Source organism: Variovorax sp. Root434, assembly GCF_001426595.1.
Classification (GTDB): Bacteria; Pseudomonadota; Gammaproteobacteria; order Burkholderiales; family Burkholderiaceae_C; genus Variovorax.
The window spans coordinates 42,205-54,865 of the sequence record NZ_LMEK01000009.1 but is presented as its reverse complement, the minus strand read 5'-3'; the positions used below and the strand labels follow the sequence as shown (position 1 = coordinate 54,865).

The following is a 12,661-nucleotide window of genomic DNA, read 5'->3' as shown; positions in this document are numbered from 1 at the left end:
CCCCGGGGCCTGCGCTGCGCGCCCCAGTGCCCCGATGGTGGCGAGGTATTTGCGCCGCCCACGGGGCTGGTAGCCTCCGGGGCGATCAGGTCGCCGTGGCCTGCCGCACCGCGCGCTCCCAGCGCGCCATCGATTCCTCGGCCTGCGCGCGGCCCATGGTGGGCATGAAGCGCCGTTCGATCTTCCACAGCTTCGACAGCTGGCGCGCGTCGGTGTAGACGCCGGTCGACAGGCCGGCAAGGTAGGCCGCGCCGAGTGCGGTGGTCTCGATCACTTCGGGCCGCACCACCGGAATGCCCAGCAGGTCGGCCTGGAACTGCATCAGCAGGTCGTTCACGCTCGCCCCGCCATCCACGCGCAGCTCGGCCACGGGCTTGCCGCCGGCGGCCACTGCGTCGCGGCTCATGGCCTGCAGCAGCGCGGCGCTCTGGTAGGCGATGCTTTCGAGTGCGGCGCGCGCGATGTGCGCGACGGTCGTGCCGCGCGTGAGCCCCGTGATCGTGCCGCGCGCGTCCGCGTCCCAGTAAGGCGCGCCGAGGCCGGTGAAGGCCGGCACCATCATCACGCCGCCCGCGTCGGGCACGCTCTCGGCGAGCGACTGCACCTCGGCGCTGCCCTTGATTGCCTTGAGTCCGTCGCGCAGCCACTGCACCACGGCGCCGCCGACGAACACGCTGCCTTCCATTGCGTACTGCGGCGTCTTGTCGGTCTGCGCGGCGCTGGTTACGAGCAGTCCGTTGTGCGAGGGCTGGAACGCGCCGCCCGTGTGCATCAGCAAAAAACAGCCGGTGCCGTAGGTGTTCTTGGCCATGCCGGCCTCGAAGCAGGCCTGGCCGAAGAGGGCGCTCTGCTGGTCGCCGGCGACGCCGCCGATGGGCAGCGCATGGCCCAGCAGTGCCGCGTCGGTATCGGCGAAGTGCGAGCTCGACGGCTGCACTTTCGGCATGAGCGCGGCCGGGATCTCCAGCGCGGCGAGCAGGTCGGCGTCCCATTCGTTCCGGTGCACGTTGAAGAGCATGGTGCGCGAGGCATTGCTCACGTCCGTCACGTGCACCTTGCCGCCGGTGAGCTGCCACATGAGCCAGCTGTCGACGGTGCCGAAGGCCAGTTCGCCGCGCTCGGCCTGCGCGCGCGCGCCGGGCACGTTGTCGAGCAGCCAGCGCAGCTTGGTGCCGGAGAAGTACGCGTCGATCACCAGCCCGGTCTTCTCGCGGATGGTGTCGGTCATGCCCGCGTCGCGCAGCTGCGCGCACAGCGGCTCGGCGCGGCGGTCCTGCCAGACGATGGCGTGGTGCACCGGCTGGCCGGTCTTGCGGTTCCACAGCACGGTGGTCTCGCGCTGGTTGGTGATGCCGATGGCGTGAATGTCGGTGGGCTTGAGTTTCGCCTTCATCAGCACTTCGCGCGCGGTGGCGAGCTGGCTGCGCCAGATTTCCATCGGGTCGTGCTCGACCCAGCCGGGCTGCGGATAGATCTGCGTGAGTTCCTTCTGTGCGATGGCGACGATGTGGCCTTCGCGGTCGAACACGATGCTGCGCGAGCTGGAGGTGCCTTGGTCGAGGGCTAGCAGGTAGGTGGTCATAGGGTCAATGTTTCTCTGAGTCCGTGCTCATGATTCACGCGCGATTTCCAGGCGGACCTGCGCCGCATGCAGCAGGTCCGCAAAAGGCGCCGGCGGCTCCGCATCCGTGAACAGCCGGTCGATCTGCGACAGCGTGCCCAGCTGGATCATCGCGGGCCGGTTGAACTTGCTCGCATCGGCCGCCAGCCACACCTCGCGTGCCTGGGCAATGATGGTCTGCGCGACCTTCACCTCGCGCAGGTCGAAGTCGCGCAGCGAGCCGTCGGCCTCGATGCTCGACACGCCGATCAGTGCGATGTCGACCTTGAACTGGCGAATGAAGTCGATGGTGGCCTCGCCCACGATGGCGCGGTCGCGGGGGCGCACCGAGCCGCCCGCCACGATCACCTCGCACGAGGTGTTGCCGCTCAGGATGGTGGCCACGTTCAGGTTGTTGGTGATCACGCGCAGGCCGGTGTGGCGCAGCAACGCCTTGGCGATGGCCTCGGTGGTGGTGCCGATGTTGAGGATCAGCGAGCAGTCGTTGGGCACCAGCTCCGCCACGCGGCGGGCGATGCGCGCCTTGCCTTCGGCATGCAGCGTCTCGCGCTGCTGGTAGCCGATGTTTTCCGTGGTCGAGCTGGGCGTGCGCACGCCGCCGTGAAAGCGCGTGAGCAACCCCTCGTCGGCCAGCCGCTGCACGTCGCGCCGCACGGTCTGCAGGGTGACGCCGAGCATGTCGGCCAGCTGTTCGACGGTGACGGAACCGCGCGTGCGCACGGTGTCCAGGAGGTTGATCTGGCGCGGGTTGGAGTTCACAGGGGCGTCGTGGAAAGCGGGAAGACTGGGGGCAAGGGTACAGCGCGTGCCACTTTAAAACGAACGAAAACGAAGACGACTAAGGGAAAACTCGGAGGAAAATCGCGCCAAAAGGAATCCAAATGAAAAAACACGAAAATACAATGGCCCCCGTTAGTGACCAACGTCACGCTTCAACGGACTCCTTTCTGTGAGCGATTTTTCTTCCAGTTCGCCTGCGCCAGCCACCGATTGCGACGTGCTGATCGTCGGCGGCGGCATCAACGGCTGCGGCATCGCGCGCGACCTCGCTGGCCGCGGCTGGCGCGTGGTGCTGTGCGAAAAGGACGATCTCGCCTCGCACACTTCTTCTTCCTCCACCAAGCTGATCCACGGCGGGCTGCGCTACCTCGAGTACTACGAGTTCTCGCTTGTGCGCAAGGCGCTGCAGGAGCGCGAGGTGCTGCTCAAGAGCGCGCCGCACATCATGTGGCCGCTGCGCTTCGTGATGCCGCATGACCCGTCGATGCGCCCGGCCTGGATGATCCGCATCGGCCTGTTCATGTACGACCACCTCGCCAGGCGCGAGGTGCTGCCGGGTTCGCGCAGCGTCGATCTGCGCAAGCACGCGGCCGGCAGGCCGCTGAAGGATCAGTACAAGCGCGGCTTCATTTACTCCGACGGCTGGGTCGACGACGCACGCCTCGTGGTGCTCAACGCGCTCGATGCGCAGGCGCGCGGCGCCGAGGTGCTGACCCGTACGCGCTGCGTGCACGCGCAGCGCGACGCCGACGGCTGGACCGCCACGCTGCAGGGCGCCGACGGCGGCAAGCGTGTGCTGCGCGCCCGCGCGGTGGTCAATGCCGCGGGGCCGTGGGCCGAATCCTTCCTGCGCGGCGTCGCACAGTCGGCCAAGGGCGAGGCGCTGGCCACCAAGAGCCTGCGGCTCGTGAAGGGCAGCCACATCGTCGTGCCGCGCCTGTTCGAGCACGACCACGCCTACATCTTCCAGAACCCCGACAAGCGGATCATCTTCGCCATTCCCTACCAGGACGAGTTCACGCTGATCGGCACCACCGACATCGAACTCACCGGCGACGACCCCGGCGCAGCTCGCATCGCGCAGGAAGAAATCGACTACCTCTGCACCCAGGCCAGCCGCTACTTCGAGAAGCCCATCGTGCCTGCCGACGTGGTGTGGACCTACTCGGGCGTGCGCCCGCTGCTCGACGACGACTCGGGCGACCCTTCGGCCGTCACGCGCGACTACATGCTCGAATCGAACACCACGGCCGCGCCGCTGCTGTCGGTGTGGGGCGGCAAGATCACCACCTTCCGCAAGCTGGCCGAAGACGCGGCCGACGAGGTCGGCAAGATGCTCGGCCAGTCGAGCGCGCAACGCCCGGCCTGGACCGACGGCGCCTTCCTCGCGGGCGGCGACCTGTCGGCCTGGATCGGCGCCGCCAGCCGGCCCGACGACGATTTCGAGCGCTTCGTGTCGGCCGTGCAGGCCAGGTATCCGTGGCTCTACGGCCAAATGACGCGACGCCTTGCGCGCGGCTACGGCGCCCGCATTGCGGACCTGCTCGGCGACGCGAAGTCCTTTGCCGACCTGGGCGCCGAAGTGGCGCCCGGCCTGTACGAACGCGAACTGCGCTTCCTGCAGAACCACGAATGGGCCGTGAGCGCCGAAGACGTGCTCTGGCGGCGGTCCAAGCTGGGGCTGCACTACACGGCCGAAGAGCGCGGGCAGGTCGCGCTCTGGCTGCAGTCCCATCCCAAGAGCAACTAGATCCGTAAAAGAGAGCAGCGCCAATGCAATTGACACTGGAGCGCGTCACCAAGAAGGTGGGAGCGCAGACATGGCTCTACGAGCAGAGCATCGCGCCCCGAAGCGGCGCGGTCACCGTGCTGCTCGGCGCCACGCAGGCCGGCAAGACCAGCCTCATGCGGCTGATGGCCGGACTCGACACGCCGACCGAAGGCAAGGTGCTGGTCGACGGCAAGGACGTGACCGGCATGCCCGTGCGCGAACGCAATGTCGCGATGGTCTACCAGCAGTTCATCAACTATCCGTCGCTCAAGGTGTCGGACAACATCGCCTCGCCGCTGAAGCTGCGCGGCGAGACGAACATCGAGGCGCGGGTGAAGGCGCTGGCCGAGAAGCTGCACATCGGCATGTTCCTCGACCGCTTGCCGGCCGAGCTCTCGGGCGGGCAGCAGCAGCGCGTGGCGCTGGCGCGCGCGCTTGCCAAGAACGCACCGCTGATGCTGCTCGACGAGCCGCTGGTCAACCTCGACTACAAGCTGCGCGAAGGCCTGCGCGAAGAACTCACGCAGCTCTTCGCCACCGGCGACTCGACCGTGATTTATGCCACCACCGAACCCGGCGAGGCCTTGCTGCTCGGCGGCTACACGGCGGTGATGGACGCCGGCGAACTGCTGCAGTACGGCCCGACCGCCGAGGTGTTCCATGCGCCGCAATCGCTGCGCGTGGCGCGAGCCTTCAGCGATCCGCCGATGAACCTGCTGCAGGGCACGGCGGCTGCCGGCAAGGTGCAACTCGCTGGTGGCCCCGCGCTGGCGCTGGCCTTGCCTGAAGGCGTATCGGGTGCGGTCACGGTCGGCCTGCGCGCGAGCGCATTGAACGTGGGCGCGAGTGAGGGCGACATCGCCTTGCCCGGCAAGGTGGAGCTGGCCGAGATCTCGGGCTCCGACACCTTCGTGCACGTCGAGACCGCGGTGGGCGAACTGGTAGCGCAGCTCACCGGCGTGCATCGTTTCGAGCTGGGCGCGCCGATCACGCTGTACTTCAGCGCGTCGCAGGCCTATGTGTTCGATGCCAGTGAAAAACTGGCGCTGGCGCCCGCATGGCGCAAAGGAGCTTGAGATGGCACGCATCGATCTCGACCTGGCCCACGCCTACCGCGCGAACCCCACGCAGGACAGCGACTACGCGCTGCTCCCGCTGAAGATGAGCTTCCGCGACGGCGGCGCTTATGCCTTGCTCGGCCCCTCGGGCTGCGGCAAGACGACCATGCTGAACATCATCTCGGGCCTGCTCGTGCCTTCGCAGGGCACGGTGAGTTTCGACGGCCGCGACATGACGCGGGCCACGCCGCAGGAGCGCAACATCGCGCAGGTGTTCCAGTTCCCGGTGATCTACGACACCATGACCGTGGCCGAGAACCTCGCGTTCCCGCTGCGCAACCGCAAGGTGCCGGCCGACCAGATCAAGAAGCGCGTCGGCGAGATTGCCGAGATGCTCGACATGAGCGGGCAGCTCAACCAGCGCGCTGCAGGCCTCGCGGCCGACGCCAAGCAGAAGATCTCGCTGGGACGCGGGCTGGTGCGCAGCGACGTGTCGGCGGTGCTGTTCGACGAGCCGCTCACCGTGATCGACCCGCACCTGAAGTGGCAGCTGCGCCGCAAGCTCAAGCAGATCCACCGCGAGCTGAAGCTCACGCTGATCTACGTGACGCACGACCAGGTCGAGGCGCTCACCTTCGCCGAAGAGGTGGTGGTGATGACGCGCGGCAAGGCCGTGCAGGTGGGCAGCGCCGAGGCGTTGTTCGAGCGGCCGGCCCACACCTTCGTGGGGCATTTCATCGGCTCGCCGGGCATGAACTTCCTGTCCGCGACGAGCGCGAACGGCACCATCGAAGTGGCGGGCACGCCGCTGGCGTCCACGCGTGAATTGCCGCAGGGGGCGCTGAAGATCGGTATTCGTCCCGAGTACCTGCGCCTGTCCAGCGCCGGCGCCCCGGGCGCGGTGCCGGGCGTGGTGAAGCAGGTGCAGGACGTGGGCACGCACGCGATGCTGAGCGCGGAGGTCGACGGCGGCGTGGTCAAGGTGCGCATGCACTCGGACGAACGACCACCGTCGGTGGGCGACACGGTGTGGCTGCGGGTGCTGGATGCGCATACCTGCTACTACAAGGATGAGGAGCTGGTGGCATGAACAACCTGATTCCAGAGAGGGAAGGAGCCAAGCCATGAACGCAACCAACAAACCCATCAATCAAAAAGCCTGGTGGCTCGTGCTGCCGGTGCTGATCTGCGTCGCCTTCTCGGCCATCGTGCCGCTCATGACGGTGGTCAACTACTCGGTGCAGGACATCATCTCGCCCGAGCGCCGCGTGTTCGTGGGCACCGAATGGTTCGCCTCGGTGATGCGCGACGACGAGCTGCACCAGGCGCTGTGGCGCCAGCTGGGCTTCTCGCTGTCGGTGCTGCTGGTCGAGATTCCGCTGGGCATCGGCCTCGCGCTGTCGATGCCGGCCAAGGGCTGGAAGTCGTCGGCCGTGCTGGTGGTGGTGGCGCTGTCGCTGCTCATCCCATGGAACGTGGTCGGTACCATCTGGCAGATCTACGGGCGTGCCGACATCGGCCTGCTGGGCCACGCGCTGCAGACCCTGGGCATCGAATACAACTACACAGGCAGCGCCGCCGATGCATGGCTCACCGTGCTGGTGATGGACGTGTGGCACTGGACGCCGCTGGTGGCACTGCTGTGCTACGCGGGCCTGCGCTCCATTCCCGACGCCTACTACCAGGCCGCACGCATCGACGGCGCGAGCAAGTTCGCGGTGTTCCGCTTCATCCAGCTGCCGAAGATGCGCGGCGTGCTGATGATCGCCGTGCTGCTGCGCTTCATGGACAGTTTCATGATCTACACCGAGCCCTTCGTGCTGACGGGCGGCGGGCCGGGCAATGCGACCACCTTCCTGAGCCAGTACCTCACGCAGAAGGCCGTGGGGCAGTTCGATCTGGGACCGGCGGCGGCGTTCTCGCTGATCTACTTCCTCATCATCCTGCTGTTCTGCTTCGTGCTCTACAACTGGATGCAGCGGGTCGGTACACAGGAAGCGGAGGTGGAGAAATGAACGAGAAGAGATTTCACAAGCGCAGCATCTTCCTGGTGCTGTACATCCTGTTCGCGCTGTTGCCCATCTACTGGATGGTCAACATGAGCTTCAAGACGAACGAGGAGATCCTGTCGAGCTTCTCCTTCTTCCCGACGCAGCTCACCTGGGCCAACTACGCGCGCATCTTCACCGACGAGTCGTGGTACTCGGGCTACATCAACAGCCTGATCTACGTGGCGATCAACACGGTGATCTCGCTGACCGTGGCGCTGCCCGCGGCCTATGCGTTCTCGCGCTACTCGTTCCTGGGCGACAAGCACGTGTTCTTCTGGCTGCTGACCAACCGCATGACGCCCCCCGCGGTGTTCCTGCTGCCGTTCTTCCAGCTCTACAGCACGGTCGGCCTGATGGACACGCACCTGGGCGTGGCGCTCGCGCACCTGTTGTTCAACGTGCCGCTGGCGGTGTGGATCCTGGAAGGCTTCATGAGCGGCATTCCGCGCGAGATCGACGAGACGGCGTACATCGACGGCTATTCGTTCCCGCGCTTCTTCCTCACCATCTTCCTGCCGCTCATCAAGGCCGGCGTGGGCGTGGCGGCGTTCTTCTGCTTCATGTTCAGCTGGGTCGAGCTGTTGCTGGCACGCACGCTCACCAGCGTGAACGCCAAACCCATCGTCGCGACGATGACGCGCACCGTGAGCGCGTCGGGCATGGACTGGGCCACGCTGGCAGCGGCCGGCGTGCTGACCATCGTGCCGGGCGCGATCGTGATCTGGTTCGTGCGCCACTACATCGCGAAGGGTTTCGCGATGGGGCGCGTTTGAAGGATGGTTTCTCTCCCTCCCCTTCCGGGGGAGGGCAGGGGTGGGGGCAAGCGGCACATCCATCGAGCGCCGATGCCCCCATCCCAACCTTCCCCCGGAAGGGGAAGGAGCAAGAAAAGACAAGGAGATAGAGCATGTTCGACTGGATGGTATGGACCACCCCCGTGGCCGTTTTCTTCAGCTGCATCGCACTCATGCTGGTCGGCATGACGGTGTGGGAATTCAAGTCGCCCACTACGCTGCGGCGCGGCTGGCTGCCGATGGCCACCACGCGTGGCGACCGGCTGTTCATCGGGCTGCTGTCGGCGGCGTATGTGAACCTGGTCTTCATCGGCCTGGCGGGCAAGTTCCAGGAGTGGTTCAGCCTCGAGGCCGAGCCTTCGATCTGGATCAGCTTCGTGCTGTCGATGGGCCTGCTCGCGCTGGTGATGCGCAAGGGCTGAACATTTCCTTTCGTCTTCTCAGACGCGTTCCGGCTCTCCGCCTCCCCGGAGCCGTGATCGAACACAACACCGGGGAAGCAACAACCGAGGAGACAACTTCATGAAGATGCGCTACACGGCATTGGCACTGGCGGCGGCGATGTTCGCCGCGCATGGTGCGGCGACGGCTGGCGAGGCCGAAGCCAAGAAATGGATCGACAGCGAGTTCCAGCCATCGACCTTGTCCAAGGACAAGCAGATGGAGGAAATGAAATGGTTCATCGATGCGGCCAAGAAGCTGCAGGCCAAGGGCGTGAAGGAGGTGTCCGTCGTCTCCGAAACCCTGACCACCCACGAATACGAATCGAAGACGCTGGCCAAGGCCTTCGAGGAAATCACCGGCATCAAGGTCAAGCACGACCTGATCCAGGAAGGCGACGTGGTCGAGAAGCTGCAGACCTCGATGCAGTCGGGCAAGTCGATCTATGACGGCTGGATTTCCGACTCCGACCTGATCGGCACGCACTATCGCTACGGCAAGATCATGTCGCTGACCGACTACATGAAGGGCGCCGGCAAGGAGTTCACCAACCCCGGCCTCGACCTGAAGGACTTCATCGGCACCAGCTTCACCACCGCGCCCGACGGCCAGCTCTACCAGTTGCCCGACCAGCAGTTCGCCAACCTGTACTGGTTCCGCGCCGACTTGTTCGCGCGCAAGGACCTGCAGGACAAGTTCAAGGCCAAGTACGGCTACGACCTGGGCGTGCCGCTGAACTGGAGCGCCTATGAAGACATCGCCGAGTTCTTCAGCGTCGACGTGAAGACCATCGACGGCAAGCCGATCTACGGCCACATGGACTACGGCAAGAAAGACCCGTCGCTCGGCTGGCGCTTCACCGATGCATGGCTGTCGATGGCCGGCTCCGCCGACAAGGGCATTCCCAACGGCATGCCGATCGACGAATGGGGTATCCGCGTGGCCGACGACAAGTGCACGCCTACCGGCGCCTCGGTGTCGCGCGGCGGTGCCACCAACTCGCCAGCCGCCGTGTACGCGCTCACCAAGTACATCGACTGGATGAAGAAGTACGCGCCCAAGGAAGCCATGGGCATGACCTTCGGCGAATCCGGTCCAGTGCCGGCCCAGGGCCAGATCGCGCAGCAGATCTTCTGGTACACGGCCTTCACCGCCGACATGACCAAGAAGGGCCTGCCGGTCGTGAACGACGACGGCTCCCCCAAGTGGCGCATGGCCCCCGGCCCGAACGGTCCGTACTGGAAGCAGGGCATGCAGAACGGCTACCAGGACGTGGGCTCGTGGACCTTCTTCAAGGGCCATGACGCCAACAAGACGGCGGCAGCATGGCTCTACGCGCAGTTCATCACGGCCAAGACCACCTCGCTGAAGAAGTCGATCACCGGGCTGACGTTCATCCGCGACAGCGACATCCGTGCGGACTACTTCACGCAGAACGCCAACAAGTACGGTGGCCTGATCGAGTTCTACCGCAGCCCGGCACGCGTGGCATGGACGCCGACCGGCACCAACGTGCCCGACTATCCGAAGCTCGCGCAGCTCTGGTGGAAGAACGTGGCCGAGGCCGTCACGGGCGAGAAGACCCCGCAGAAGGCAATGGACAACCTGGCCGACGAGATGGACAACGTGATGGCTCGCCTCGAGCGCGCCGGCATGGCCCATTGCGCGCCCAAGCTCAACCCGAAGGGCGACCCGGCCAAGTACCTGAGCGACGACCACGCCCCGTGGAAGAAGCTGGCCAACGAAAAGCCGAAGGGCGAGACCATCGACTACAACAAGCTGCTGACCGCCTGGAAGGAAGGCAAGGTGCGCTGAGCCTTGCGCACAGCGTCCGCGTTCTGAAAAGATCGCCGCGACAGGGGGCCGTGCCGCGAGGTGCGGCCCTTTTTTGTTCTTTTCCCGCATTGCGGCCATATGACCGATCCGGCCGTCTGATTGGCGCGACGCATGACCAATGGCAGATGCGCTTGGCACGGGCTTCGCGTACATTCGACGGCCCCCGAAACGCCACCGCCAGTGACTTCCAGCCTTTCCAGCCCCCCACGCACGGACCCAGCAGCCGCCCCTCGAAGCGTCAAGCGCGTCCTGGTTCTGCGCTATTCGCAGTCCGGCCAGCTCGACGAGGTCGCCGAGCAGATCGTCGCCCCGCTGCGCGCCGACCCGTCGATCCAGGTGCACGAAGAAACACTGCGGCCGCAGAAGCCGTATCCCTTTCCCTGGCCCTTCCTGACTTTCTTCGACGCCTTCCCCGAGTCGGCCCACATGAAGCCGCAGCCGCTCGCGCCGCTGTCGCTCACGGGCGAGGAAGACTTCGACCTGATCGTGCTGCCGTACCAGGTGTGGTTCCTGGCACCTTCGCAGCCCGTTGCGGCCTTTCTGAAACACCCGGTGGCGGCGCGCCTGCTCGAGGGCAAACCGGTGGTCACGGTCATTGCGTGCCGCAACATGTGGCTGCTGGCCCATGAGAAGCTCAAGGGCATGCTCGACGACGTGGGCGCGCGCCTGATCGACAACGTGGTGCTCACCGACCCCGGCCCCACGCTCGCCACCTTCTTCACCACGCCGGCCTGGCTGATCTGGGGCCGCAAGCGCGGCTTCTGGGGCATGCCCGATGCCGGGCTCAGCACCGCACAGATCCGCGGCACCGCCCGCTTCGGACGTGCCCTGCGCGATGCATTGCACAGCGGCCAGGAGCGCGGCACGCAGCCTTTGCTGGCCGGCCTGGGCGCCGTGCGGGCCGACGCGAAACTGCTCATCAGCGAGAAGGCCGGCACCCGCAGCTTCTACCTGTGGGGCAAGCTGATCATGGCGGCCGGCGGCCCCGGTGCATGGCAGCGCAAGCCGCTGCTGCTGCTGTACGTGCTGTTCCTGATCGCGCTGATCGTCACGGTGGTGCCGGTGAGCCTGACGCTGCAGGCGCTCCTGCGGCCTTTGTTCAGAGGGTGGCTGACTAAAATGACGGCTCAATTCGAGTGCCCGTCGGGCTCGGCCACGGATCGCACCGCTCTCTATGACAACTGATGTCTTCCTGACCCGCACCGCCGCCTTTCTGCCGTTTCCCCCCGTCAGCAATGAAGACATCGAAGACGTCCTCGGCCGCATCGGCGGCAAGGCCTCTCGCGCGCGGCGGCTGATTCTTCGCAGCAACGGCATCCAGTCGCGCCACTACGCCATCGATCGCGCCACCGGCGAGCTGGCCATGACCAATGCGCAGCTCACCGCGTCCGCCATCCGCGCGCTCGGCGATATCGGCCCGGTCGACTGCCTCGTCACCGGCACCTCGCTGCCCGACCAGCTCATGCCCAACCACGCTGTGATGGTGCATGGCGAACTCGGCTGGCCGCGGCTCGAAGTGGTGGCCTGCGCGGGCATCTGCCTGGCCGGCGCCACCGCGCTGAAGCATGCGTGGCTCTCGGTGCGCGCGGGCGATGCGCGGCGTGCGGTGGCCACGGGTTCGGAGCTGGCCTCGGCCGTGATGCGCGGCTCGCGCTTCGAGGCCGAGCTGGAGCACAAGCTCGAGGCGCTGGAGGCGCGGCCCGAATTGGCCTTCGAGAAGGACTTCCTGCGCTGGATGCTGTCCGACGGCGCTGGCGCCGTGCTGCTGGAGCGCGAGCCGCGCGGGCCGCTGTCGCTGCGTGTCGATTGGATCGACCTGTCGTCGGCTGCGCATGAGCTGCCGGTGTGCATGTACGCAGGTGCCGAGAAGAATGCCGAAGGCGGCCTCGACGGCTGGGGGCGCAAGACGCCCGCCGAATGGCAGAGCGAGTCGACCTTCGCCGTGAAGCAGGACGTGCGCCTGCTCAACGAGAACATCGTGCGCGCCACGCTGGGCGAGCCCCTCGCGGCCATCATCGAGCGGCGCGGACTGAAATCGGCGGACATCGACTGGTTCCTGCCGCACCTCTCGTCGCAGTATTTCGTCGAACCGGTGAGCCAGTGCCTCGAATCGCTCGGCTTGCACATTCCGCGCGAGCGCTGGTTCAGCAACCTCGCGAGCAAGGGCAATACAGGTTCGGCGTCGCCGTACATCATGCTCGACGAGCTGTTCCGTTCGGGCCGCATCAAGCCAGGCCAGAAGCTGCTGATGTTCGTGCCCGAAAGTGGCCGCTTCTCCAGCGGCTTCATCTACATGGAGGCGGTGTAGC

11 protein-coding genes are annotated in these 12,661 nt (G+C 66.1%); 9 read left to right on the top strand and 2 right to left on the bottom strand.

Annotation, left to right across the window (positions count from 1 at the left end; translation table 11 throughout):
• Positions 1 to 85 precede the first annotated feature (85 nt).
• Positions 86 to 1,582: a glycerol kinase GlpK gene (glpK, locus tag ASD05_RS09735; RefSeq protein WP_056591017.1), complete on the bottom strand. Its 1,497-nt coding sequence runs from the start codon at positions 1,580 to 1,582 to the stop codon at positions 86 to 88.
• Positions 1,583 to 1,609: 27 nt separating this feature from the next.
• The gene (locus ASD05_RS09730) at positions 1,610 to 2,380 is read right to left on the bottom strand and encodes a DeoR/GlpR family DNA-binding transcription regulator (protein WP_056591013.1); all 771 of its coding nucleotides are present in this window, start codon (positions 2,378 to 2,380) and stop codon (positions 1,610 to 1,612) included.
• Positions 2,381 to 2,570: 190 nt separating this feature from the next.
• Between ASD05_RS09730 and glpD the strand changes: the two genes are divergently transcribed.
• The 9 genes from glpD to ASD05_RS09685 all read left to right on the top strand — a co-directional run bounded on the left by glpD (position 2,571) and on the right by ASD05_RS09685 (position 12,660).
• On the top strand, positions 2,571 to 4,151 hold the full coding sequence (gene glpD, locus ASD05_RS09725) for a glycerol-3-phosphate dehydrogenase (protein ID WP_056591010.1): 1,581 nt from the start codon (positions 2,571 to 2,573) through the stop codon (positions 4,149 to 4,151).
• Positions 4,152 to 4,174: 23 nt separating this feature from the next.
• On the top strand, positions 4,175 to 5,248 hold the full coding sequence (locus ASD05_RS09720; RefSeq protein ID WP_056591006.1) for an ABC transporter ATP-binding protein: 1,074 nt from the start codon (positions 4,175 to 4,177) through the stop codon (positions 5,246 to 5,248).
• 1 nt (position 5,249) lies between these two features.
• Positions 5,250 to 6,320, top strand: coding sequence for an ABC transporter ATP-binding protein (locus ASD05_RS09715; RefSeq protein ID WP_056591003.1), 1,071 nt, complete (start codon positions 5,250 to 5,252; stop codon positions 6,318 to 6,320).
• A 34-nt stretch (positions 6,321 to 6,354) separates the two neighbouring features.
• Positions 6,355 to 7,245, top strand: a complete 891-nt coding sequence (locus ASD05_RS09710) for a carbohydrate ABC transporter permease (protein WP_056591001.1) — start codon at positions 6,355 to 6,357, stop codon at positions 7,243 to 7,245.
• On the top strand, positions 7,242 to 8,054 hold the full coding sequence (locus ASD05_RS09705) for a carbohydrate ABC transporter permease (RefSeq protein ID WP_056590998.1): 813 nt from the start codon (positions 7,242 to 7,244) through the stop codon (positions 8,052 to 8,054). Before ASD05_RS09710 ends, ASD05_RS09705 begins: the two co-directional genes overlap by 4 nt.
• Before the next feature lie 134 nt (positions 8,055 to 8,188).
• The gene (locus tag ASD05_RS09700; RefSeq protein ID WP_007831606.1) at positions 8,189 to 8,497 is read left to right on the top strand and encodes a DUF2160 domain-containing protein; all 309 of its coding nucleotides are present in this window, start codon (positions 8,189 to 8,191) and stop codon (positions 8,495 to 8,497) included.
• Positions 8,498 to 8,597: 100 nt separating this feature from the next.
• A complete protein-coding gene (locus ASD05_RS09695) occupies positions 8,598 to 10,331 on the top strand; it encodes an ABC transporter substrate-binding protein (protein WP_007831607.1) in 1,734 nt (577 codons plus the stop codon).
• 201 nt (positions 10,332 to 10,532) lie between these two features.
• Positions 10,533 to 11,537 carry a hypothetical protein gene (locus ASD05_RS09690; RefSeq protein ID WP_056590988.1) on the top strand — a complete coding sequence of 335 codons (1,005 nt, stop codon included), beginning with the start codon at positions 10,533 to 10,535 and terminating at the stop codon, positions 11,535 to 11,537.
• Entirely contained in the window at positions 11,527 to 12,660 is a 1,134-nt protein-coding gene (locus ASD05_RS09685) for a beta-ketoacyl-ACP synthase III (protein ID WP_056590985.1), read from the top strand. The genes ASD05_RS09690 and ASD05_RS09685 overlap by 11 nt, the downstream gene beginning before the upstream one ends.
• Position 12,661: the final 1 nt, after the last annotated feature.

What these genes read in the sequence shown, in the direction of transcription:
- glpK (WP_056591017.1), bottom strand. Translation starts at nt 1,582, where the DNA reads ATGACCACCTACCTGCTAGCCCTCGACCAAGGCACCTCCAGCTCGCGC.
- ASD05_RS09700 (WP_007831606.1), top strand. Translation starts at nt 8,189, where the DNA reads ATGTTCGACTGGATGGTATGGACCACCCCCGTGGCCGTTTTCTTCAGC.
- ASD05_RS09705 (WP_056590998.1), top strand. Translation starts at nt 7,242, where the DNA reads ATGAACGAGAAGAGATTTCACAAGCGCAGCATCTTCCTGGTGCTGTAC.
- ASD05_RS09685 (WP_056590985.1), top strand. Translation starts at nt 11,527, where the DNA reads ATGACAACTGATGTCTTCCTGACCCGCACCGCCGCCTTTCTGCCGTTT.
- ASD05_RS09720 (WP_056591006.1), top strand. Translation starts at nt 4,175, where the DNA reads ATGCAATTGACACTGGAGCGCGTCACCAAGAAGGTGGGAGCGCAGACA.
- ASD05_RS09710 (WP_056591001.1), top strand. Translation starts at nt 6,355, where the DNA reads ATGAACGCAACCAACAAACCCATCAATCAAAAAGCCTGGTGGCTCGTG.
- ASD05_RS09695 (WP_007831607.1), top strand. Translation starts at nt 8,598, where the DNA reads ATGAAGATGCGCTACACGGCATTGGCACTGGCGGCGGCGATGTTCGCC.
- ASD05_RS09715 (WP_056591003.1), top strand. Translation starts at nt 5,250, where the DNA reads ATGGCACGCATCGATCTCGACCTGGCCCACGCCTACCGCGCGAACCCC.